The organism is uncultured Microbacterium sp. (assembly GCF_945952435.1).
Classification (GTDB): Bacteria; Actinomycetota; Actinomycetes; order Actinomycetales; family Microbacteriaceae; genus Microbacterium.
In genome coordinates this window covers 134882-157183 of record NZ_CAMFHZ010000004.1, presented here as the reverse complement: position 1 = coordinate 157183, position 22302 = coordinate 134882, and the positions used below count along the sequence as shown (strand labels likewise).

Sequence of the window (22302 nt, the reverse complement as noted above, 5' to 3'; positions counted from 1 at the left end):
CTCCGAACCCCAATCACGGGGCACCTGCCCCCACCGATGGCGGATCCGCGATGTCATAGACATCCCGGATCCGCCATTCGGCGTTCCTACGGATGATGACGACCATCTGTGCACCGTCGGCGGCGGGGTTGCGCACCGCAGCCACGTCACCGTAGTCCTCGACGAGGAGGGGCGCTTCGTCCGTGCCGCGAACGGTCTTCTCCCGCGAGCCGTCGTCCCACACGTCCTCGCATCCCTCCCCCGCGTTCTGCCCGCATCGCCGTGCTGCAGCCAGCAGGCCGGCCGCAGCAGCCAACGGATCCTTCCCGGCCTGCGCGCCTGGCCGAACGAGCGCGACGTCTGAGGGCTGCGGCGAAGCCGCCGGGTTCCCGACGCCCTCCCTGTGCGTCGGCTCCGGGCTCGCCTCCGGAGCGGACGTCGCCGGCGCCGCAGATCGCGCACGGTCGGAGCCGTCGGCGCCCCCCGCGCCGGACGCCCCCGACTCGGGCCACGACGCTCCGAGCACGGCGACCGCGATCGCAATCCCGGCCCCGGCGATCGCCGGTCCCCGCCACCGACGCCGGGCGGAAGGCGCCCCATCGCCCCGCCCTCGTGCCGCTGCCGCCGGTTCCGACGACGCGCGCAGCCCCGGCGAGCCGCTCCCGCGGGGGCGCGCGACGCGACCCAGCCCCGAGATCACACGCGATCGCGCCGCGTCCCCCCACCGCGCCGCGTCCGCCGTCGCCCGGCGAAAGCCACGCGGCGCGACCACCCCCACGGCGCGGGACCCGTGTCCGGCCGCCCGCGACCGGAGATCGCGACGGCGCACGGGACCGGAACCGCCACCGCGCACCGGGAGCCGCAGCGGATCCACGTCCGGCCCCTGAGCCGACATGCGCAGCGGGCGCGGAGCAGCGACCTCCAGCAGCTCCTTCTCCCAGCGAGGCGCCTCCGCACGCAGTCGTCGACGATCCTCCAAGGCATTGCGCACCCGCCCCAGAACGCGCCCCAACGCCCGATCGTGGGTCCGGTCCTCCAGCGATGCGACGACCACCCGGGTCGCCTCCACGTCCGCGTCGCCGACGCCGAGCACGAACATGGGCCGTCCGTCGTCCCCGACCCACCACTGCCCCTCTTCCGCTCGGTCCGCGGGCAGCTCGCCCAGTCCGCGCAGCATGCTGACGACGAGCGTCACGGCCTCGCCGTTCGGCAGATCGCCGTCCTCCGCGGCGCGCCGAGCGGTCCACTCCTGCGCGGTGCAGACGCACCACGGCAGGAGCACGTCCTGCCCATCGAGGCGCAGCGCCAGATCCCGAGGCGCCGCGATGTGCTCGGCGCCGGCGTAGCGCCATCCCGGCCACGCGAGCAACGCACCCGCGTCCATCCGAACAGCGACCTCCGCTCCCCGTGTGACCAGCTCCCCCGCGAACGGGCCCTCCCCGTCCGCCAACGTGCGCACCACCCGGTGCACCCCCGCGACGGCGGCCGCTCCCCTGTGCTCTTCCATGAAGCCATCTCAGCCGTCCGGGCGCCTCGGCGGCGGCGGCGAGGCGCAATCGGTGCAGTCCTCGGCGGCGCGACCCCCTGTGCAGGACGATCGGGGTCTTGACGAACAGTCGGATCGGAGCGGTAGGCGCGCCGTGGAATCGGTAGGCTGGAAGGCATGGCAAAAAGTCCCTCCGCGACGGAGAAGCAGCCCGGCTTCTTCTCCCAGCTGCGCTCGCTCTTCCGCTTCACGCGCGAGGTCTACTCGTGGCTGCCCTGGGCTCAGATCGCGCTTCTCATCATCGGCGTGCTCGTCGGCCTCATCGTCGGATACCTGATCCCGCCGTTCCAGATCTGGAGCCTCGTCCTCTGGGGCGTCACAGGCCTGCTCGCGGGCGTGCTCGCCTCGATGTTCCTCATGACACGGCTGTCGACCACGGCGATGTACCGCAAGATCGACGGTATGCCCGGCGCTGCGGGTCACGTCGTCAGCACCGCGCTGGGCCGCAGCTGGCAGGGCTCCGAGGTGCCCGTGGGAGTGAACCCCAAGTCGCAGGATGCGGTCTATCGCGCGATCGGCCGCGGCGGCATCGTCGTCGTCGCCGAGGGGGCGCGGGGACGCCTCACGCGCCTCGTGAAGGACGAGCGCACGAAGGCCCTCCGGGTGGCGCAGGGAGTGCCGGTGAACGTGTTCTACGTCGGTCACGGCGAAGACGAGGTCCCCATCGACAAGCTCGCGTCCACCATCAAGAAGCTTCCCAAGGCGATCGACAACGCCACCATGGCGGCCGTGATCAAGCGGATGGAATCCGTCTCGCAGTCCGTCGCCTCGCTGCCGATCCCGAAGGGCATCGATCCGCTCAAGGCGCGCGCGCCGCGCCCGCGCTGAGAATCCGTCCCGGACGACCGAGAAGCGCCCGATCCCTCCAGAGGGATCGGGCGCTTCTCGTCGGGTGCGCGTCGCGCTCAGGCCGACGCGTCCGGCAGGTGCTCTTTGCGGAGCTTTCGCACCTTGGCCCTGCGGCGGCGGCGCTCCGGAATCATCGAGCGCATCTCGTCCAGCTTGCCGAAGCAGAGCAGTCTGTCCTCGTCCTCCAGAACCACGTGCTTGCGCGGATTCGGGATCACCGTCACCCCGCGATGCAGGGTCAGCACCGTGATGTCCCGGTCCCAGAGCCCGAGGTCGCCGAGCTGCTTGCCGACCTGCTCGGCGCCGGCGTGGATGACGAGCTCGGCAACGCCGTATCCGGTCGACACGCTGAGCCGCTGGCGCACGTCGATCTCCGGGAAGTTCACCTGGTTGGCGATGTAGTCGATGATGGCGCCCGCGACGTCGAGGCCTGTCGCCGCCTCGATCCCCTGCAGTCCCGGCGACGAGTTGACCTCCATCACCAGCGGGCCGTCCTCGCCCTCCAGCATGTCCACGCCCGCCACGCGCAGACCCATGATCTGCGCGGCGCGGACGGCGGTCTGCTCGTAGAGCGGGTCCAGGGTGACGGCCTCGACCGTGCCGCCCCGATGCACGTTGGAGCGGAACTCATCGCCGTTGGCCACCCGACGCATCGCGGCGACCACGCGGTCCCCGACGACGAGCGCGCGGATGTCGCGCCCGCGGCTCTCCGCGATGAACTTCTGGATCAGGACGTTCTGCTTCGTCGAGTGCAGGGTCTCGATGATGGCCTCTGCGACCTTGACCTGCGGGGCCAGGATCACGCCGATGCCCTGGGTGCCCTCGAGCAGCTTGATGACGACCGGCGCCCCGCCGACCCGCTCGATGGCCGGACGGACATCGGCCCGGTTGCGCACGAACGCGGTCGGCGGCATGGCGATGTTGTGCCGGGACAGGATCTGGTTCGCCCGCAGCTTGTCGCGCGCGCTGGAGATGCCGTTGGCGGTGTTCGGCGTGTAGACGTCCATCTGCTCGAACTGGCGGACGACGGCCGTGCCGAAGTAGGTGATCGAGTTGCCGATGCGCGGCAGGATCGCGTCGTAATCGCTGAGCCGGCGGCCGCGATAGTGCAGATCGGGTTCGTCCGCCGTCAGGTCGATCGCGAAACGGAGGGTGTTCAGCACCTTGATCTGGTGCCCGCGCTGGAGAGCGGCCGCGCGGAAGCGCTGAGTGGAGTAGGACTGCGGGGCGCGCGAGAGCACGGCGAGCTTCACGGTGGATTCCTGCCAGGATAAGAGTGTGGACCGGTCCCCCAATTCAAGCACCCTTATCGGGTGGCGGGAGTGGGTGACCCTCCCGGACGTCGGAATCCCCTGGATCAAGGCCAAGGTCGACACCGGCGCCCGCAGCTCCTCCCTGCACGCGCAGCACATCCGCGAGTTCGAGCGCGACGGCGCGCCCTGGGTCCGCTTCGACGTGCGTCCCTGGCAGGGCGCGCATGAGCTCGTGCCGGTCGAGCTGCCTGTGTTCGACCGGCGCGACGTGCGCTCCTCCTCCGGGCACGCCCAGAGCCGGCTCGTCGTGCTGCTCGATCTCGTTCTCGTCGGACGGCGGGTCACCGCGGAGGTGACGCTGAGCAACCGGAGCGAGATGGGCTTCCGGATGCTCATCGGCCGGGAGGCGCTCCGTCAGGGCTTCGTGATCGACCCCGCGCGCTCGTTCCTGGGCGGCAAGGCACCGAAGACGTTCCGCCGCCTGAACCGCGGCCACGAGGTCGTCTGAGGCCGCGCAGGGACGTTCCGACGGATCGGTCAGGCGCGGATGAGGGTCGTGCCCGCGGCCTTGTCGTGCAGGCCGCGCTGATCGGCGTCGAAGATCACCGCGGGGATCACGAGGACGAGCAGGATCGTGCGCACGATCGGGCGCCAGAGCCCGACCCAGGCGCCGCTCATCGTGACGACACGCATGCCGACGAGCCGATGGCCCGGGCTGCCGCCGATGGTCGGGATGAAGAGGATCTGCAGGATCGCGAACACGATCATCGGAGCGAACTGCGTGATCCCCCCTTCCTCGGGAAGGGCGAACTGCCGGAAGCCGAGGAAGGCGGACGCGATGATCGAGGCGGCCGCGTAGTCGATGAAGAGCGCGGCGACACGCCGGCCGAGCCGTCCGACGCTGCCCGATCCCGTGGCCGGGAGCCCGAGTCGCTCACCGGGATAAGACTGTGCGGGATCGGACATCTCTCCAGCCTAGGCGTTCGGGACGGCGCGTCCCGACGGTCAGCCGAGCGACCTCGGAGCCCGTAACATGGCCGAAACATTTCAGACACGATCACGTCATCCCCCGTCCGTAACCTGCTTGCAGGTCGCTCGACCGTACCCGTTCCCTCAGGAGTTCATGCATGTTCACTGATCCCGCCGAACTGATCGCGTACATCCGCGACAACGACGTCAAGTTCCTCGACATCCGCTTCACCGACCTCCCGGGTGTGCAGCAGCACTTCAACATCCCCGCCTCGACCGTGGACGAGGACTTCTTCCGCGACGGCCAGCTCTTCGACGGCTCCTCGATCCGCGGCTTCGCGTCGATCCACGAGTCCGACATGCAGCTCATCCCGGACGTGACCACCGCGTACCTCGACCCGTTCCGCGAGGCGAAGACGCTCATCATGGTCTTCGACATCTACAACCCGCGCACCGGCGAGATCTACAGCAAGGACCCGCGCCAGGTGGCCAAGAACGCGGAGAAGTACCTCGCGTCCACCGGCATCGCAGACACCGCCTTCTTCGCCCCCGAGGCCGAGTTCTACATCTTCGACGACGTCCGCTACGCGGTCACGCCGAACGGGAGCTTCTACTCCGTCGACTCGGAGGAGGGTGCCTGGAACACCGGTCGCGAGGAGGACGGCGGGAACCTCGGCAACAAGACGGGGTACAAGGGCGGCTACTTCCCCGTCGCTCCGGTCGACAAGACGGCGGATCTGCGCGACGACATCAGCCTGAAGCTCATCGAGTCCGGTCTGGTGCTCGAGCGCGCCCACCACGAGGTGGGCACCGGCGGTCAGCAGGAGATCAACTACCGTTTCGACACGATGGTGCATGCGGCCGACGACATCCTGAAGTTCAAGTACATCGTCAAGAACACGGCCGAGCTGTGGGGCAAGACGGCGACGTTCATGCCCAAGCCGCTCTTCGGCGACAACGGGTCGGGCATGCACACCCATCAGTCGCTCTGGAACGACGGCAAGCCGCTGTTCTACGACGAGCAGGGCTACGGCGGGCTCAGCGACATCGCGCGCTGGTACATCGGCGGCCTGCTCAAGCACGCTCCGGCCGTGCTCGCCTTCACCAACCCGACCCTGAACAGCTACCACCGTCTGGTGAAGGGCTTCGAGGCGCCGGTGAACCTGGTGTACTCGGCCGGCAACCGGTCCGCGGCGATCCGCATCCCGATCACGGGCACCAACCCGAAGGCCAAGCGCATCGAGTTCCGCGCGCCCGACGCCTCCGGCAACCCGTACCTCGCCTTCGCGGCGCAGCTCATGGCGGGCCTGGACGGCATCAAGAACCGCATCGAGCCGCACGAGCCGGTCGACAAGGACCTCTACGAGCTCCCCCCGGAGGAGGCGAAGAACATCCCGCAGGTCCCGAACTCCCTGCTGGACTCGCTCGAGGCGCTCCGCAACGACCACGCGTTCCTCCTCGAAGGCGGCGTGTTCACGGAGGAGCTCATCCAGACCTGGATCGACTACAAGTACGAGAACGAGATCCTGCCGATGGCCCAGCGCCCGCACCCGTTCGAGTACGAGCTGTACTACGGCGTCTGATTCTCGCGAACGGATCCTGGAAGGGCCGATTCCGGTGACGAGAGTCATCGGAGCCGGCCCTTCCGGCTCTCCTGGCCCCTCCACGACCGTTCCTCCGTCACCGTCACCGTCGCCGTCGACGAGGACGCGGAGCCCGGATCGGTAGCGTGGAGACGTGAAGACGATCGGTGTGCTCGGCGGCATGAGCTGGGAATCCTCCCTCGACTGGTATCGGATGGCCAATGAGAGGGTGCGCGACGAGGCCGGTGGATACCACTCGGCGCCGATCCTCCTGGACTCCCTCGATTTCGCCGTGATCGAGGCGATGCAGGCTTCCGGGGACTGGGACGGCGCAGGAGACCTCCTCGCCGCGCACGCACGACGCCTCGAGGCCGCGGGCGCGGAACTGATCGTCCTCTGCACGAACACGATGCACCGGGTCGCCGACCGCATCGTCGCGGCGATCGACGTCCCCTTCCTGCACATCGCGGACTCGACCGCGGCGGCGATCGGCGCGGCCGGCCTGCATACGGTCGGGCTGCTGGGGACCGCGTTCACGATGGAGCAGGACTTCTACCGCGACCGGCTCGCGGCGCACGGGATCGCGACGATCGTCCCCGAGACCGACGATCGCGCGACGGTGCACCGGATCATCTACGACGAACTCGTGCACGGCATCGTGACCGAGGAGTCCCGCCGGCGCTACCGCGACGTCATCTCCCGCCTGGTGGATCGCGGCATCCAGGGCGTCGTCCTCGGCTGCACCGAGATCGAGCTCCTCGTCACATCGCAGGACTCCGCCGTGCCCGTGTTCCCGACCACCGCGCTGCACGTGGCCGCGGCCCTCGACGCGGCGCGCGACGGATCCCCGGCTCCGCTCCCCGTGAGGGGCGCCGATCAGCCGTAGAACAGCTTCTCGAAGTCGCGGCGGGCGCGGCGCGTGACAGCGAGGTACTCCTCCTCGACGGCGAGCCCGGAACGATCCGGATAGCCGAGGATGCGACCGACCCCGTCGAGCTCGCGGTCGTCGCTCGGAAGGAGGTCCTTCGTCTGCCCCCCGAGCAGGGTGATCGCCGAGCGCAGCCGGCTCGACAGCAGCCACGCGGCCCGGAGGCGCTCGCCGGCCGCGTGGGGCACGAATCCCTCTGCGACGGCGACCGCGAGCGCGTCCAGCGTCGACGTGGTGCGCAGACCCGGCACGTCGTGGGCGTGCTGCAGCTGCACGATCTGCACGAGCCACTCGACGTCGCTCAGGGATCCGGGACCGAGCTTCAGATGGCGCCGCGGGTCCACGCCCTGCGGGAGCCGCTCCCCCTCGACGCGCGCCTTGATCCGCTTGATCTCCCGGAGCGAGGCCGTCTCGATCGCCGCGGGGTAGCGGACGCTGTCGGCGAGCGCGGTGAAACGTTCTATGAGCTTGTGGCTGCCGGCCACCCCGCGTGCGCGCAGGAGCGCCTGCGCCTCCCAGGAGACGGACCACCGCCGGTAGTACGCCGCATAGGAGTCGAGGGAGCGCACGAGAGGGCCGTTGCGCCCCTCCGGTCGCAGGTCGGCATCGAGTTCGAGCGGCAGCCGATGGTCGGTGAGCAGTTCGCGCAGCCGGGTGACGATCCGCGTCGCGAGCTGCTGCGCACGCTGCGGATCGACGCCGTGCGGCTCGAAGACGAAGAGGACGTCGGCATCGGAGCCGAAGCCGAGCTCCGCCCCGCCGAAGCGTCCCATGGCGATGACGGAGAAGTCCAGCGCATCGTCCTCCGGCGGGACGACCTCCCGACGCACCGCGCGCAGGGCGGCCTGGATCGTCGCCTGCGTGATGTCGGTGATCCCCGCGGCGACCTCGTCGATCGTGAGCACGTCCAGCACGGCGCCCATGGCGGTGCGCAGCAGCTCGCGGCGACGCAGCGCCCGCACCGAGCGCATGGCGTCCGTGATGGTCTCGTGCCGGGTCTGGATGGCCCTGGCCTCCTCGTCGAGCGCGAGGGACGGCCTCGGACGCAGCAGGTCCGTGCTCTCCAGCCACGCGACGGACTCCGGGATCCACTCCATGAGCTCGCCGATGTAGCGCGACGTCGACAGCACCCGGGTGAGCCTCTCGGCCGCCCCGGAGGAGTCCCGCAGCATGCGCAGGAACCAGGGCGTGTCCCCGAGGCGTTCGCTGATCCGCCGGAAGGCGAGCAGCCCGTAGTCCGGATCCGTGCCGTCCGCGAACCAGCGGACCATGATCGGCATGAGATGCCGCTGGATCGTCGCCTTACGGCTGAGGCCGGCCGTCAGCGCGCCGATGTGGCGCAGGGCGCCGGCCGGATCCCGGAAGCCGATCGCGGCGAGACGGTCGTGCGCCTGATCCGTGGACAGGGAGCGCTCCTCCTCCGGCAGCGCGGCGACGGCGCTCAGCAGCGGACGGTAGAAGAGTCGGGTGTGCAGATCGCGCACCTCACGGCGCACGTCCTCCCAGACCCGACGGATCGCGTCGGCGCTGTCGGCGAGTCCCGTGGCCCGCGCGAGCACGCGCAACGCGCCCTGCTCGCGCGGGATGAGATGCGTCCGCTGCATCTCGCGCAGCTGCAGGCGGTGCTCGATGAGCCGCAGCACCCGGTAGTCGTGCGCGAAGAGCGCCGCCTCCGCCCGGCCGATGTAGCCGCCCGCGACGAGGGCGTCCAGCGACTCGAGGGTGCCCCTGGTGCGCAGCTGCGGATCGGTGAGGCCGTGCACGAGCTGGAGGAGCTGGACCGTGAACTCGATGTCTCGCAGCCCTCCCGGACCGAGCTTGAGCTGATACGGCACGTCGTCGTGCGCGATGTTCTCGGTCACGCGCTCGCGCATGCGCTGCACGCCGCCCACGAAGTCCTCGCGGGCGGCGCTCGAGAAGACCTTCGGTTGCATGGCCTGCACGTACTCGCGACCGAGCGTCGGATCGCCCGCGATGGCCCGCGCCTTGAGCAGCGCCTGGAACTCCCAGCTCTTGGCCCAGCGGTCGTAGTACGCGATGTGCGAGGAGAGCGAGCGGACGAGCGCACCCTGCTTGCCCTCGGGACGCAGGGCGGTGTCGACCTCCCAGAGCGCGGGTTCGGCTTCGATCCCGGAGAGGGCGCGCATGGTCTCTCTGGCCAGCCGGGTCGCGACGTCGATCGCGCGCGCCTCGGACAGGCGCTCCTCGTCGGCGGTGCCCGCGACGAAGATCACGTCGACGTCGCTGACGTAGTTCAGCTCCCGCGCGCCGGTCTTGCCCATGCCGATGATCGCGAGCCGCGTGAGCTCGACCTCGTCGCGGTCCTCGTCCGGCGCCTCCGCCACCGCGGTGCGCGCGATCGCGAGCGCGGCCTCGAGCGCGGCCGAGGCCGCGTCGGCGAGGGCGGCCGAGACTCCGTCCGTGGCGGCGACCGGGTCCTCCGCGGCGAGGTCGAACGCGGCGATCCCCGCGATCGCGCGACGGTACGCGACTCGCAGCCGGATCCGCGCCGCCGCTCCGCCGTCCTGTGCGAAGCCGTCCACGGCACCGACCGCGGCGAGCAGCGCCTCCCGCAATGCGGACTCGGTCGGCAGCGCCGCGGGGTGCTCCCGCACCGCGTCGATCTGCTCCGGACGCCGCTCGAAGAACCTCGCGAGTCCCGGGGACGCCCCGAAGACGCGCCAGACCCGCCGCCGCACATCGTCCTCCCGCAGCACCGACGCCAGGTCCTCGGGCGCGCGTCGCCCGAGATGGAGGAGTCCTGCGAGCGCCTCGTCAGGATCCGCGCTGCGGATTCCGTCGATGAGCTCCGGTGCCGGGATCCCGGTCAGCTCCGCGAGCTCGGTCAACCCCGCCGCCGCCTCGGACAGCTCGACGAAGCCGAGCCGTGCGAGTGCGGTCAGCGAGAGCGAGTCGGCGAAGCGCGGCATGACCCGTCAGAGCAGCTCGAGGTTGCTCTTGAGCTCGAACGGCGTCACCTGGCCGCGATAGGCCTCCCACTCCTTGCGCTTGTTCAGCAGCACGTAGTTGAAGACCTGCTCCCCGAGCGTCTCGGCGACGAGTTCCGACTCCTCCATGTACTCCAGCGCGTGATCGAGGCTCGCCGGGAGCGAGGCATAGCCCAGCGCACGGCGCTCGGTGTCGCTCAACGACCAGACGTTGTCCTCGGCCTCGGGCGGCAGCTCGTAGCCCTCCTCGATGCCCTTGAGCCCTGCGGCGAGCATGAGCGCGTAGGCGAGATACGGGTTGGCCGCGGAGTCGAGGGCGCGGTACTCGATCCGCGTCGACTGCCCCTTGTTCGGCTTGTACATCGGCACGCGGATGAGCGCGGACCGGTTCGCGTGCCCCCAGGTGACGAAGCTCGGAGCCTCGTCCCCGCCCCAGAGTCGCTTGTACGAGTTGACGAACTGGTTCGTGACCGCGGCGATCTCGTTCGCGTGGCGCAGCAGGCCGGCGATGAACTGGCGGCCCGTGCGCGACAGCTGGTACTTCGCGCCCTCCTCGTAGAACGCGTTCATGTCGCCCTCGAAGAGGGACATGTGCGTGTGCATGCCGCTACCGGGGTGGTTGCTGAGCGGCTTCGGCATGAACGTGGCGTACACGCCCTGCTCGATCGCCACCTCCTTGACGACCGTGCGGAACGTCATGATGTTGTCCGCGGTCGTGAGCGCATCGGCGTACCGCAGGTCGATCTCGTTCTGACCGGGGCCGCCCTCGTGGTGGCTGTACTCGACCGAGATGCCGAGATCCTCGAGCATGCGCACGGACCGGCGGCGGAAGTCGTGCGCCGTGCCGCCTGGAACGTTGTCGAAGTAGCCCGCCGAATCGACCGGCACCGGTCCCTCGGGGCCGAACTGCGAGGACTTCAGCAGGTAGAACTCGATCTCCGGGTGCGTGTAGAAGGTGAATCCGGCGTCCGCCGCCTTCGCCAGCGTGCGCTTGAGCACGTGCCTCGGGTCGGCCACGGCCGGACGCCCGTCGGGCGTCGTGAGGTCGCAGAACATCCGGGCCGTCGGATCGATCTCGCCACGCCAGGGCAGGGTCTGGAACGTCGTGGGGTCGGGCTGCGCGAGCAGATCCGACTCGAACGTGCGCGTGAGTCCCTCGATCGCCGAGCCGTCGAATCCGATGCCCTCCGCGAAGGCGCCCTCGACCTCGGCCGGGGCGATCGCGACGGACTTCAGCGTCCCGATGACGTCGGTGAACCAGAGCCGGACGAACTTGACGCCCCGCTCCTCGATGGTGCGCAGCACGAAGTCGCGCTGCTTGTCCATCCCGCTCACTGCGCGCCGCCCGCACCGCCCCAGTTGTCCTCGGCGGCGTCCTCCTCGGCCCACAGCCGGGAGCGCTCGCGGAGCACGTGCGGAGCTCGGGCGGCCTCCTCGGCCGTGTCGAACGGCCCGATGCGATCGAGCGACGAGGAGAGCATTCCGTGCTCCACCTGTCCGGTCTTGCTGTTGAACCAGTACTTGTCGTCGCCGAAGTCCTCGCCGTCGTACCGGTCGTCGTGCTGCGTGTCGCTCATCGCGTCTCCTCCAGGGTGGCCTGTCACGATCCTACTGGCCGCGCGATGGCTCGATAGGCTGTCACCATGGCAAAAGCGATCGGCGTGGACATCGGCGGAACGGGCATCAAGGCGGGTCTGGTCGACCTCGCGCACGGGACCCTCGAATCGGATCGGATCCGCGTCCCCACGCCCCAGGGCGCCGCACCGTCCGATGTGCTCGACGCGGTCAAGCAGGTGCTCTCCACGCTCGGGCTGGAGGACTCCGACCTCCCGCTGGGGGTCGCCTTCCCGGCGATCGTCAAGCGCGGTCGCACCCTCTCCGCCGCCAACGTCTCGAAGGACTGGATCGGCTTCGAGGCCGAGAAGTTCTTCGAGGACGGCCTCGGTCGCCAGATCGCCTTCGTGAACGACGCGGACGCGGCCGGCATCGCCGAGAGCCGCCACGGCGCCGCGAGGGACGCGCAGGGCCTGACGATCCTCACCACGCTCGGAACCGGCATCGGCTCCGCGTTCCTCTACGACGGGGTGCTCCTGCCGAACACCGAGCTCGGCCACCTGTGGCGCGATCACGAGTCCATCGAGAAGTGGTGCGCCTATTCGGCGATGGAGCGGGAGAACCTCTCGTGGGAGGACTGGTCGGCGCGCCTGCAGGAGTTCTACTCGCACGTCGAGTTCCTCTTCAGCCCCGACCTGTTCGTCGTCGGCGGCGGGGTGTCCAAGCACCCCGAGAAGTTCCTGCCCCTGCTGGAGCTGAACACGCCCATCGTCGCGGCCATCCACCGCAACTCCTCCGGCATCATCGGGGCGGCCTCGCTCGCCGCCGACTGAGCCGCCTCGATCCTCGCCCGCAGCGGCGACATCCACGAAGAGGCCCGGATCCGTGGGGATCCGGGCCTCTTCGTGTGAGGAACGGGCCGGCCTGTACGCCGGGTTCTGTTCCGGGGCCTCTCTCGAGGGCTCCCTTCGACGGTCATCTCTCTCGGCGACGCGTTGCCGCGCCGCTCCAGCGGCCTACCCGGGGACTCGGCGAGCCGCGTCGGCATCCCCTGTCTGGCCTTGCTCCGGGCGAGGTTTACCTGGCGAGCCGTGTCACCACGGCTCCCGGTGGTCTCTTACACCACCCTTTCACCCTTACCGCGCCCTCGCAGGACGCGGCGGTCTTCTCTCTGTGGCACTGTCTCGCGGATTGCTCCGGGTGGGCGTTACCCACCGCCCCGCTCTGTGGAGCCCGGACGTTCCTCGGTGCGGTCTCCCGCCACGCGACCGTCCAGCCGACCCGTTCGGATCCATTCTACGAGTCCTTGCCTGCGTCCTGAGCGATGCGCAGGTCCAACGGGACGTCGATCTCGAATCCGGGGAACAGCCGCCGCGTGGCCGCCTCCGCCGCCTCCTGCACGCACCGCGCCGCCTCCGCCGCCTGCTCGGCCGGGGCGTGCACGATGACCTCGTCGTGCAGGAAGAACGCGAGATGGGCATGGCGCGAGAACACGGGACCGGAGCGTCCCGCCGGGACGAGCGCTTCCGGCAGCGCGGACAGGCGGTGACGGATCTCGGCCAGCCACAGCAGCGACCACTCCGCAGCGGTGCCCTGCACCACGAAGTTGCGCGTGAAGCGTCCGCGATCCCGCGCCCGGCCGCGCGCCGCGCGCTCGTCGGTGCCGTCGGCCTCCGGATCGCTCGCCCGCGACTGCGCGGCGCTCCACGCCGCATCGGGCCGCGGCGATCCCCGTCCGAGCAGCGTCGAGACCACACCCCCGTCCTCGCCCGTCCGCGCGGCCGCATCCACGAGCGCCATCGCCCGGGGGAACACCCCGCGCAGGCGCGGCGCCAGCATGCCGCTGGGAACCGTCGTGGCCCCGTACATCGCGCCCAGCACGGCGTACTTCGCCTCCTGCCGCGTCTTCACGGCTCCCGAACGCACGATCCCCTCGTACAGATCGGTGCCCCGTGCTGCGGCGGCCATCGCCGCGTCCTTCGACATCGCCGCGAGCACGCGCGGCTCCAGCTGGGCGACGTCGGCGCACACGAGCACCCACCCCTCGTCGGCGCGCACCGCCGGACGCAGGCTGCGCGGGATCTGCAGCGCACCTCCCCCGCTCGACGCCCACCGGCCTGTGACCACGCCGCCGGTGAGATAGACCGGGCGGAACCGGTCCTCGCGCACCCAGTCCGCCAACCACGCCCAGCCGTTGGCCGTGAACAGGCGCGACAGCTTCTTGTACGCCAGCAGCGGCGCGATCGCGGGGTGATCGACCTCGCCGAGCTCCCAGCGCGAGGTCGACTCCACGAGGATCCCGGCGCGCCGCAGGGACCGCAGCAGCCGCGGCGGGCTGTCGGGATTCGCCGTGGGATCCTCGAGCGCTTCTGCGATCTGCGCCGCGAGGGCCGCCATCCGCGCCGGACGCGCCCCGGGCAGCGGACGCGCGCCGAGGGCGTCCACGAGAAGGGCCTCGTGCACGGAGGTGCTCCACGGCACGCCGGCCGCGGTCATCTCCTCGGCGACGAGCGCGCCGGTCGACTCCGCGACGCACAGGAGGGCGAGGCGTCCGTCGGGCGCCGTCGCGAGGGCGGCCCGCTGCCGGCCGAGCTCGGCGAGCAGCTCGTCGATCCCGGATCCTTCGGCCGCCGAGGTCTCGTCCTGCAGCGAGAAGAGCGCAGGCGCCGCGGCGACGACCGCGAGCGGATCGGTGCGGATCCATCGCGACGAGGCCGCGACGGGCGTCGCGAGGGCCGTCGTGTCGCGGAGGATCGCGTGGCAGAGGAGCAGGTCGTGGGCTCGCCGCAGGCGCACGCCGGCGGCGAGCAGCTCCGGGTAGACGTCCCGCAACGTCCGCACGATCCAGCGCGGATGCCGCCGCGCCTCCTGGCCCGCTACGAAGGCCGGCAGCCGGTCGGCGTCGATCGCCTCCCGCCCGATCTCCTCGCCGGACACGTCCAGGAGCACCGCGTGCCACCGTCCGCGCGCCGCGTCGCGCCCGAGCAGGATCTCGTGCGGCGACGGAGTTTCGATCATGTCTTCGAATGTACGCCGCGGCGATGACCTCGCGTGACGGCATGCGTCCGCGCGTGTCGCGCCGCGCTCCGCCAACCCGCCGCGATGTCACCGCCGCGGGTTAGCGTGGAGGAACCGGAGAGGAGCATCATGACCGCATCGCCCTTCATCGCCCACAACGGATTCGCGCTGCCCGCCCAGGGCCTCGGCACCTACGGCTTCCGCGGAGAGGCCGGCGCGCTCGCCGTGCGCAGCGGCATCGAGACCGGCTATCGATTGATCGACTCCGCGTTCAACTACGAGAACGAGGGCGCCGTCGGATGGGGAGTCTCGGGTGCGGCGGTCGACCGCGCAGAGCTCATCGTCACGACCAAGCTCGCGGGCCGTCATCATGAGCGGGCCAAGGCGCTCGACGCGATCGAGGAGAGCCGCTTCCGGCTCGGCGTCGACGCGATCGACCTTCTCCTGATCCACTGGCCGAACCCCGGCCGCGATCACTACGTCGAGGCGTGGGGGGCGCTGATCGACGCGCGCGAGCGCGGCCTGGTGCGGCAGATCGGCGTGTCGAACTTCCTCCCCGAGCACCTGGAGCGCATCGAGGACGCCACGGGCGTCCGCCCCGTGGTCAACCAGATCGAGCTGCACCCGCGCTTCCCGCAGACGGAGGCGGTCGAGTATCACCGTAAGCACGGCATCGTCACGGAGGCCTGGAGTCCGCTCGGGCGCGCCGGGGACATCCTGGACGACCCGGTGATCGTCGACGTCGCCCAGGCGCACGGCATCAGCGCGGCACAGGCGGTGCTCGCCTGGCACGCCTCGCGCGGAGTGGTGGCGATCCCGAAGGCGGCGACCCCGGAGCATCAGGCGCTCAACCTCATCGCGTCGGGCGTGCCTCTGACGCCCGACGAGGTCGCGGCCATCACCGCACTGGGCGTGCCGGACGGCCGGCTCTTCGGGGCGGATCCGCGCACCCACGAAGAGCTCTGAGTCCGCGGCGCCGGTCGGTCAGTCTTCGACCGGCGCGCTGCGCAGACCGGACTCCTCCGTGCGCACGAGGATGCACCCGCACTCCGGGCAGGAGACCACGTCGTCGTCGGCGGCCTGGCGGATCGTATTGAGATCGGTGCCGGAGAGCACCATGCGGCACCCTTCGCAGGTCCCTCGACGCAGCAGCGCCGCGCCCGCGGTGCGCCCCGAGCGCCGCTCGTACTCCGCGAGGAGGGACGGCGACACCGAGTCGATCAGGGCGGCACGATCGCGGGCGAGCTGCTCGCCCTGCGCGACCGCGGCGGCGATCTGCGCCTTGGACTCCGTCGTCAGCCGCGAGCCCTCCGCCATCGTCTCGTCGATGAGCGCCTGCTGCGCGGAGACCGCCGACTCGGCCTCCTCCAGGCGCCCCATGATGTCGAGCTCGGCATCCTCGAGGTCGCTGATGCGGCGCCCCAGGCTGGCGATCTCCTGCTCGAGCGCGACGGCGTCCTTCGGATTCTGCGTCGCGGCGAGTCGTTCCGCGTCGCGGTCCCGGCGCTGGGCGGCCAGCGCGGCGTCCGACTCGAGCCGCGCGAGCTCCGCGGCCACGTCATCGCGCGTCCCCGCGAGCGCGGTGAGCTCGCGCAGCTGTCCCTGACGCTGTGCCGCGAGCTCGTTGATCCGGTCGCCGTGCACGGGATGCGTGCGCGTGTACTCGGACTGCACGATGCGGCGGTCGACGTCGGCGATGTCGAGAAGCACCAGCTGGTGCGCGGGGTTGGCCTTCACGGGATCCAACCTACGCCAGCGCGCCCGCGGCGGGGATCAGGCGGTCACGCCGTCCAGGTAGAACCAGCGCCCTGCTTCGCGGACGAACCTGCTGCGTTCGTGCAGCACACCTCGACCGCTCGCGTCGCGGTGGACGGCTTCGAACTCGACGACCCCGTCCGTGTCGAAAGGGCCCCCACGCTCGACGTCGAGGACATCGAGCCTCAGCCAGCGGACGTCGTCGTCGAGGTCCAGTGCGGCGGGCCTCGTGGAGGGGTGCCAGGACCTCAGGAGGTACGCGGCGTCGCCGAGGGAGAACGCGGAGTAGCGGGAACGCATCAGCCGCTCCGCGGTCGGCGCGGGCCGTCCGTCGAGGATCGGACCGCAGCAGGATCCGAGCACGTCGCCGCTCCCGCACGGGCAGCGGCCGGATGCCGTCGCGGTCACACGCCCATCCGATCGAGCGCGCTCTCCAGCCGCTCGACCGTGCCATCGATGTCGGTGAGCTTGTCGAGACCGAAGAGGCCGATGCGGAACGTGGAGAAACCCTCCGGCTCTCCGCAGTGCAACGGCACGCCCGCGGCGACCTGCACCCCGGCCTCGCGCCAGCGCGCTCCGCTGCGCAAGCCAGGATCCGTGGTGTGCACCACGGCGACGCTCGGCGACTGGAATCCGTGGGCGGCGACCGATCGGAATCCCCGCTCGTCGAGCAGCAGCCGCACCCTGCGGCCGAGATCCCACTGCGCCGCCCGCAGTTCCTCGAACCCCCGAGCGCGCGTCTCGGCGGAGAGAAGCGCATTGTGCCGCAGCGTATCGGTGGGCATCGTCGCGTGATACGGCGCCCTGCCCGCGCGGTACTCCTCCGCGATGAAGAGCCAGCGCTCCAGATCCAGCGCGAAGCTCGACGACGTCCGCGCGTGCACCGCGTGGATGCCGGCCTCGGCGAGCATCACGTATCCCGCGCCGGGCGATCCGCTCCACCCCTTCTGCGGCGCGCTCAGCAGCACGTCGACCCCGAGCGCGGCCATGTCGACCCAGAGCGCGCCGGACGCGATCCCGTCGAGGACGAGCAGTCCCCCCGTCTCGTGCACGGCGTCGGCGAGCGCCCTCACGTACTCGTCGGGGAGCAGGATCCCCGACGCGGTCTCGACGTGGGGCGCGAAGACCACCTCGGCACGGTGCGCGAGGATCGCGGCGACCACGTCGTCGATCGGAGCGGGGGCCCACGCCGACGCGGGACCGTCGCCGTCCGGTCGCGCCGCGCACACGACGACGTCGTGCGTGATGTCGCCCGCGTCGAGGATCTGCGACCACCGGTACGAGAACAGGCCGTTGCGCACGATCAGACAGCGTCGTCCCGTGGCGAACTGCCGGGCGACGGACTCCATCGCGTACGTGCCGCCCCCGGGCACGATGGCCGTCGCGGTCGCGGCGTATGCCGCGCGCAGATCGCCCTGCAGGCTCTGCATCGCGTCGACGAAGCGTGCGGACATGTGGTTCAGCGAGCGATCCGTGAACACCACCGAATACTCGAGCAGACCATCGGGATCGACGTCATCGTGGGGAAGGTCCATGTCTCCACCCTGGCACGGAGAGGGAATCGGTGGGCCCTGCCGGGATCGAACCGACGACATCCACGGTGTAAACGTGGCGCTCTACCAGCTGAGCTAAAGGCCCTCGCCGGGAAGTCTAGCGGCGGGCCGCGCACGGACCGGGACCGCGCCGACGCCGTGCGCCGGCGTCACGGGATCGGGACTAGGCTGTGTGCGGCGCGCCTTGTGCGGAGTCGACAAGATTTCCCCCTGCGCCATCCCGATTTCGTTGGCTCGACCAGCCAGACAGACGAAAGGCCTCCTGTGACTGTTCACGACCAGGATCCGTACTCCCAGGGACCGCTCGACAGCGATCCCGAAGAGACCAGCGAGTGGCAGCAGTCGCTCGACGAGCTGGTCGACGCGAAGGGCCACGGACGCGGCCGCGAGATCATGCTCAGCCTGCTGAAGCGCTCCAAGGAGCTGCACCTCGGCGTGCCGATGGTCCCGACCACCGACTACATCAACACGATCGCGCCGGAGAACGAGCCCGCGTTCCCCGGCGACGAGGAGCTCGAGCGCCGGTATCGTCACTGGATCCGCTGGAACGCGGCGGTCACGGTGCACCGTGCGCAGCGCCCCGGCATCGGCGTCGGCGGGCACATCTCCACCTACGCCTCCGCCGCGTCGCTCTACGAGGTCGGCTTCAACCACTTCTTCCGCGGCCAGGACCATCCCTCCGGCGGCGACCAGATCTTCTACCAGGGCCACGCCTCCCCCGGCGCGTATGCCCGCGGCTTCCTCGAGGGCCGGATCACCGAGCAGCAGCTCGACGCGTTCCGCCAGGAGAAGTCGGGGGCGCCGAACGGCCTGCCGTCCTACCCGCACCCGCGGATGATGCCGGAGTTCTGGCAGTTCCCGACGGTGTCGATGGGTCTCGGACCGATCAACGCGATCTACCAGGCGATGACGAACAAGTACCTCGCCAACCGCGGCATCAAGGACGTCGCCGACTCGCACGTGTGGGCGTTCCTCGGCGACGGCGAGATGGACGAGGTCGAGTCGCGCGGCCAGCTCCAGGTGGCCGCGAACGAGGGCCTGGACAACCTCACCTTCGTGATCAACTGCAACCTGCAGCGCCTCGACGGCCCGGTGCGCGGCAACGGCAAGATCGTGCAGGAGCTCGAGAGCTTCTTCCGCGGCGCCGGCTGGAACGTCATCAAGGTGGTGTGGGGCCGGGAGTGGGACGACCTGCTCGCCCGCGACACCGAGGGCGCGCTGCTCAACCTCATGAACGTCACCCCGGACGGCGACTTCCAGACCTTCAAGGCAGAGTCCGGCGCTTACGTGCGGGAGAACTTCTTCGGCCGGGACGAGCGCGCGCTCGCCCTGGTGAAGGACTACTCCGACGACGACATCTGGCACCTCCGCCGGGGCGGGCACGACTACCGCAAGGTGTACGCGGCCTACAAGGCGGCGATGGAGCACAAGGGTCAGCCGACCGTCATCCTCGCGAAGACCGTCAAGGGCTACGGCCTCGGCCCGCACTTCGAGGGCCGCAACGCGACCCACCAGATGAAGAAGATGACGCTGGACGACCTCAAGCTGTTCCGCGACACCATGCACATCCCGATCTCGGACGCGCAGCTCGAGGCCGACCCCTATCGCCCGCCCTACTACCACCCGGGCGAGAACGACGAGACGATCCAGTACATGCTGGAGCGCCGTCGCGACCTCGGCGGATTCCTGCCCGAGCGGCGGATCACGCACGTCGACCTGGAGCTGCCGCAGGACAAGGATTACGCGCTGCCGAAGAAGGGCTCCGGCAACCAGGAGGTCGCCACGACCATGGCCTTCGTGCGCATGGTCAAGGACCTCATGCGGGTCAAGGGCTTCGGCGAGCGGATCGTCCCGATCATCCCCGACGAGGCGCGCACCTTCGGCATGGACGCGTACTTCCCGACGGCGAAGATCTACAACCCGAACGGCCAGAACTACACCTCGGTCGACCGGGAACTGCTTCTCGCCTATAAGGAGAGCCCGCAGGGACAGCTCATGCACGTGGGCATCAACGAGGCGGGCGCTGTCGCGGCCTTCACCGCGACCTCGACGGCGTACTCGACGCACGGCCAGCCGCTCATCCCGATCTACATCTTCTACTCGATGTTCGGGTACCAGCGCACCGGCGACGCCTTCTGGGCCGCCGGGGACCAGATGGGCCGCGGGTTCATCATCGGCGCCACCGCCGGGCGCACCACCCTGACCGGTGAGGGCACCCAGCACGCGGACGGCCACTCCCCCCTGCTCGCCTCGACCAACCCCGCCACGCTCGTCTACGACGCGGCGTACGGCTACGAGGTCGCGCACATCGTGCAGGCCGGCATCGAGCGCATGTACGGCGGCGACCACCCGGACCCCAACGTCATGTACTACCTCACGGTCTACAACGAGCCGATGCGTCAGCCCGCGGAGCCGGAGAACGTTGACGTCGAGGGCATCCTCAAGGGTCTGCACCGGATCTCGGTCGGCGAGGGCGACGGTGAGCGCGTGCAGCTGCTCGCCTCGGGCGTCGGCGTGCCGTGGGCCGTCGAGGCCCAGGGGCTGCTCCTGCAGGACTGGGGCGTCTCGGCCGACGTGTGGTCGGTGACGAGCTGGAACGAGCTGCGCCGCGACGGTCTCGCCGCCGACGAGCACAACTTCCTCCACCCCGAGCAGGAGCCGCGCACGGCCTACCTCACGGACAGGCTCAAGGACGCGCAGGGGCCGGTCATCGCGACCAGCGACTACATGCACGCCGTTCAGGACCAGATCCGCCAGTGGGTCCCCGGTGCCTACTACACGCTCGGCGCCGACGGTTTCGGCTTCGCGGACACGCGCGCCGCGGCGCGGCGGTTCTTCAAGATCGACGGTCCGTCCATGGTCGTCCGCGCCCTGCAGGCGCTCGCCGATCAGGGCAAGATCGATCGCGCCGTCGTCGGCCAGGCGATCGCCAAGTACGACCTGTACAACGTGAACGCGGGCACCAGCGGCAACGCGGGCGGCGAGAGCTGAGCCGCGCCCGCCGATGAGCAGATCCTCCGAGATGGACGGCACGACCGAGGCGACCAAGCAGGAGACCCTGGCGTGGCTGCGTCGGATCTCCGGCGATCTCGCCACGGCGACGCTGCAGCGTCTCGAGGACTCCCTGCCGTGGTACGCCGAGATGCCACCGGCCCGACGCTCCGCCGTCGGGCTGGTGGCGCAGGCCGGTATCACGTCGTTCATCCAGTGGTACGACGACCCGACCTCGACGCCGTGGATCGCGGCGGACATCTTCGCCGCCGCGCCGAGAGAGCTGTTGCGCAGCGTGAGCCTGCAGCAGACGCTGCAGCTCATCCGCGTCACGGTCGAAGTGACCGAGGAGCGCGTGGCCGGCAAGGGCGGCCATCTCCGCGACGCGATCCTGCTCTACTCGCGCGACGTGGCGTTCGCCGCCGCGGACGTGTACGCCCGTGCCGCGGAGGCGAGAGGACTCTGGGACGCGCGCCTCGAAGCCCTGGTCGTCGACTCGATCCTCACCGGTGAGGCCGACGAGGAGCTCCCGAGCCGGATCGCCGCGCTGGGATGGCACGGGCACGGCGAGGTCTGCGTGATCGTCGGGACCACGCCGCCCCAGTTCGACGTCGATCAGATCCGCCGCACCGCACGCAAGCTCGCGGTGGACGTGCTCATCGGTGTGCAGGGCTCCCGCCTCGTCCTCGTCGTCGGCCGCGCCAAGCTCGAAGGGCGCGAGGACGGGGGTGCTCCGGAGGAGATCACCTTCACCGACATCGCCCGGACGCTGGAGCCCTCGTTCGGGCCCGGCTACGTCGTCGTCGGCCCGGCCGTCGCCGCACTCGTCGATGCGGGCCAGAGCGCGAGAGCGGCGCTGGCGGGTTTCGCCGTGGCCCGCGCGTGGCGGGGAGCTCCGCGCCCGGTGGATGCGGACGAGCTGCTGCCGGAGCGCGCGATCGCCGGGGATCCCCTCGCGAAGCAGACGCTCATCGAGCGCGTCTTCCGTCCGCTGCACGATCACTCCACCGACCTCGTCACAACGCTGTGGAGCTACCTCGACAACGGACGCTCCCTGGAAGCGACCGCGCGGGAGCTCTTCGTCCATCCCAACACCGTGCGCTACCGGCTCAAGCGCATCAGCGAGGTCATCGGCTGGGATGCCACTGGACCGCGCGAGGCGTTCATCCTGCAGACCGCGCTCGTCCTCGGCACGATCGGGATCACGGAGCCGGCCCGGCGGGGACTGCGACCGCGGCGTCCGCGCTGACCCGGCCCCCGGCCGCGCGGCGATTCGACCCCTCCTCGCCGCGCGTCGACAGACGCACTGTGGATCCCGCACAACCGAATCTCTGTTTCTTGTGAGGGTTGTGCCACCGGTTCCCGCGAATCATTGG

General features: G+C 70.4%; 18 protein-coding genes, 1 tRNA gene and 1 other RNA gene. 8 read left to right on the top strand and 12 right to left on the bottom strand.

Annotated elements, in window-relative coordinates:
* Nucleotides 1-13 precede the first annotated feature (13 nt).
* Nucleotides 14-1486: a hypothetical protein gene (locus tag Q0P88_RS03440; protein WP_295011076.1), complete on the bottom strand. Its 1473-nt coding sequence runs from the start codon at nt 1484-1486 to the stop codon at nt 14-16.
* A 156-nt stretch (nt 1487-1642) separates the two neighbouring features.
* Between Q0P88_RS03440 and Q0P88_RS03435 the strand changes: the two genes are divergently transcribed.
* Nucleotides 1643-2353, top strand: coding sequence for a DUF4191 domain-containing protein (locus Q0P88_RS03435; protein ID WP_295011074.1), 711 nt, complete (start codon nt 1643-1645; stop codon nt 2351-2353).
* Between the two features lie 77 nt (nt 2354-2430).
* On the opposite strand, the gene Q0P88_RS03430 is transcribed toward Q0P88_RS03435, so the two are convergent.
* Nucleotides 2431-3627: a RimK family alpha-L-glutamate ligase gene (locus Q0P88_RS03430; RefSeq protein ID WP_295011072.1), complete on the bottom strand. Its 1197-nt coding sequence runs from the start codon at nt 3625-3627 to the stop codon at nt 2431-2433.
* A gap of 25 nt (nt 3628-3652) precedes the next feature.
* On the opposite strand from Q0P88_RS03430, the gene Q0P88_RS03425 reads away from it, so the two are divergent.
* Nucleotides 3653-4135, top strand: a complete 483-nt coding sequence (locus Q0P88_RS03425; RefSeq protein ID WP_295011070.1) for a RimK/LysX family protein — start codon at nt 3653-3655, stop codon at nt 4133-4135.
* Between the two features lie 29 nt (nt 4136-4164).
* On the opposite strand, the gene Q0P88_RS03420 is transcribed toward Q0P88_RS03425, so the two are convergent.
* Nucleotides 4165-4593, bottom strand: a complete 429-nt coding sequence (locus Q0P88_RS03420; RefSeq protein WP_295011068.1) for an RDD family protein — start codon at nt 4591-4593, stop codon at nt 4165-4167.
* A 161-nt stretch (nt 4594-4754) separates the two neighbouring features.
* Between Q0P88_RS03420 and glnA (Q0P88_RS03415) the strand changes: the two genes are divergently transcribed.
* Nucleotides 4755-6179, top strand: a complete 1425-nt coding sequence (gene glnA / locus Q0P88_RS03415) for a type I glutamate--ammonia ligase (protein WP_295011066.1) — start codon at nt 4755-4757, stop codon at nt 6177-6179.
* A gap of 154 nt (nt 6180-6333) precedes the next feature.
* Nucleotides 6334-7065: an aspartate/glutamate racemase family protein gene (locus Q0P88_RS03410; protein WP_295011064.1), complete on the top strand. Its 732-nt coding sequence runs from the start codon at nt 6334-6336 to the stop codon at nt 7063-7065.
* Here the strand turns inward: Q0P88_RS03410 and Q0P88_RS03405 are convergent.
* The 3 genes from Q0P88_RS03405 to Q0P88_RS03395 are packed head-to-tail and all read right to left on the bottom strand — an operon-like array spanning nt 7056 to nt 11632.
* Nucleotides 7056-10037 (bottom strand): bifunctional [glutamine synthetase] adenylyltransferase/[glutamine synthetase]-adenylyl-L-tyrosine phosphorylase, encoded by a 2982-nt coding sequence (locus tag Q0P88_RS03405; protein ID WP_295011062.1) that lies wholly within the window; start codon nt 10035-10037, stop codon nt 7056-7058. The genes Q0P88_RS03410 and Q0P88_RS03405 overlap by 10 nt on opposite strands.
* 6 nt (nt 10038-10043) lie before the next feature.
* Nucleotides 10044-11381: a type I glutamate--ammonia ligase gene (gene glnA, locus Q0P88_RS03400; RefSeq protein ID WP_295011060.1), complete on the bottom strand. Its 1338-nt coding sequence runs from the start codon at nt 11379-11381 to the stop codon at nt 10044-10046.
* A 5-nt stretch (nt 11382-11386) separates the two neighbouring features.
* Nucleotides 11387-11632, bottom strand: a complete 246-nt coding sequence (locus Q0P88_RS03395; RefSeq protein ID WP_295011058.1) for an SPOR domain-containing protein — start codon at nt 11630-11632, stop codon at nt 11387-11389.
* 66 nt (nt 11633-11698) lie between these two features.
* Here Q0P88_RS03395 and ppgK point away from each other — a divergent pair, with 66 nt between their 5' ends.
* A complete protein-coding gene (gene ppgK, locus Q0P88_RS03390; RefSeq protein ID WP_295011056.1) occupies nt 11699-12442 on the top strand; it encodes a polyphosphate--glucose phosphotransferase in 744 nt (247 codons plus the stop codon).
* Nucleotides 12443-12520: 78 nt separating this feature from the next.
* On the opposite strand, the gene rnpB is transcribed toward ppgK, so the two are convergent.
* Together rnpB and Q0P88_RS03380 are read right to left on the bottom strand one after the other, a co-directional pair.
* Nucleotides 12521-12893, bottom strand: an RNA gene (rnpB, locus tag Q0P88_RS03385) — RNase P RNA component class A.
* Nucleotides 12894-12905: 12 nt separating this feature from the next.
* Complete coding sequence (locus Q0P88_RS03380; protein WP_295011055.1) at nt 12906-14627, bottom strand: bifunctional 3'-5' exonuclease/DNA polymerase; 1722 nt, start codon at nt 14625-14627, stop codon at nt 12906-12908.
* 129 nt (nt 14628-14756) lie between these two features.
* On the opposite strand from Q0P88_RS03380, the gene Q0P88_RS03375 reads away from it, so the two are divergent.
* Nucleotides 14757-15593, top strand: coding sequence for an aldo/keto reductase (locus Q0P88_RS03375; protein ID WP_295011052.1), 837 nt, complete (start codon nt 14757-14759; stop codon nt 15591-15593).
* A gap of 18 nt (nt 15594-15611) precedes the next feature.
* On the opposite strand, the gene Q0P88_RS03370 is transcribed toward Q0P88_RS03375, so the two are convergent.
* The 4 genes from Q0P88_RS03370 to Q0P88_RS03355 all read right to left on the bottom strand — a co-directional run bounded on the left by Q0P88_RS03370 (nt 15612) and on the right by Q0P88_RS03355 (nt 18020).
* Nucleotides 15612-16364, bottom strand: coding sequence for a zinc ribbon domain-containing protein (locus Q0P88_RS03370; protein WP_295011050.1), 753 nt, complete (start codon nt 16362-16364; stop codon nt 15612-15614).
* 36 nt (nt 16365-16400) lie between these two features.
* A complete protein-coding gene (locus Q0P88_RS03365; protein ID WP_295011048.1) occupies nt 16401-16790 on the bottom strand; it encodes a YchJ family protein in 390 nt (129 codons plus the stop codon).
* Entirely contained in the window at nt 16787-17917 is a 1131-nt protein-coding gene (locus Q0P88_RS03360) for an aminotransferase class V-fold PLP-dependent enzyme (protein WP_295011046.1), read from the bottom strand. Before Q0P88_RS03360 ends, Q0P88_RS03365 begins: the two co-directional genes overlap by 4 nt.
* 30 nt (nt 17918-17947) lie before the next feature.
* Nucleotides 17948-18020, bottom strand: a tRNA-Val gene (locus Q0P88_RS03355).
* Between the two features lie 179 nt (nt 18021-18199).
* Between Q0P88_RS03355 and aceE the strand changes: the two genes are divergently transcribed.
* Complete coding sequence (gene aceE / locus Q0P88_RS03350; protein WP_295011044.1) at nt 18200-20926, top strand: pyruvate dehydrogenase (acetyl-transferring), homodimeric type; 2727 nt, start codon at nt 18200-18202, stop codon at nt 20924-20926.
* Nucleotides 20927-20939: 13 nt separating this feature from the next.
* The gene (locus Q0P88_RS03345) at nt 20940-22175 is read left to right on the top strand and encodes a CdaR family transcriptional regulator (RefSeq protein WP_295011041.1); all 1236 of its coding nucleotides are present in this window, start codon (nt 20940-20942) and stop codon (nt 22173-22175) included.
* Nucleotides 22176-22302 lie beyond the last annotated feature (127 nt).

Coding starts and splice junctions, on each gene's coding strand:
- Q0P88_RS03440 (WP_295011076.1), bottom strand. CDS start 1,486: ATGGAAGAGCACAGGGGAGCGGCCGCCGTCGCGGGGGTGCACCGGGTG.
- Q0P88_RS03435 (WP_295011074.1), top strand. CDS start 1,643: ATGGCAAAAAGTCCCTCCGCGACGGAGAAGCAGCCCGGCTTCTTCTCC.
- Q0P88_RS03420 (WP_295011068.1), bottom strand. CDS start 4,593: ATGTCCGATCCCGCACAGTCTTATCCCGGTGAGCGACTCGGGCTCCCG.
- glnA (WP_295011066.1), top strand. CDS start 4,755: ATGTTCACTGATCCCGCCGAACTGATCGCGTACATCCGCGACAACGAC.
- Q0P88_RS03405 (WP_295011062.1), bottom strand. CDS start 10,037: ATGCCGCGCTTCGCCGACTCGCTCTCGCTGACCGCACTCGCACGGCTC.
- glnA (WP_295011060.1), bottom strand. CDS start 11,381: ATGGACAAGCAGCGCGACTTCGTGCTGCGCACCATCGAGGAGCGGGGC.
- Q0P88_RS03395 (WP_295011058.1), bottom strand. CDS start 11,632: ATGAGCGACACGCAGCACGACGACCGGTACGACGGCGAGGACTTCGGC.
- ppgK (WP_295011056.1), top strand. CDS start 11,699: ATGGCAAAAGCGATCGGCGTGGACATCGGCGGAACGGGCATCAAGGCG.
- Q0P88_RS03380 (WP_295011055.1), bottom strand. CDS start 14,627: ATGATCGAAACTCCGTCGCCGCACGAGATCCTGCTCGGGCGCGACGCG.
- Q0P88_RS03375 (WP_295011052.1), top strand. CDS start 14,757: ATGACCGCATCGCCCTTCATCGCCCACAACGGATTCGCGCTGCCCGCC.
- Q0P88_RS03360 (WP_295011046.1), bottom strand. CDS start 17,917: ATGGACCTTCCCCACGATGACGTCGATCCCGATGGTCTGCTCGAGTAT.
- Q0P88_RS03345 (WP_295011041.1), top strand. CDS start 20,940: ATGAGCAGATCCTCCGAGATGGACGGCACGACCGAGGCGACCAAGCAG.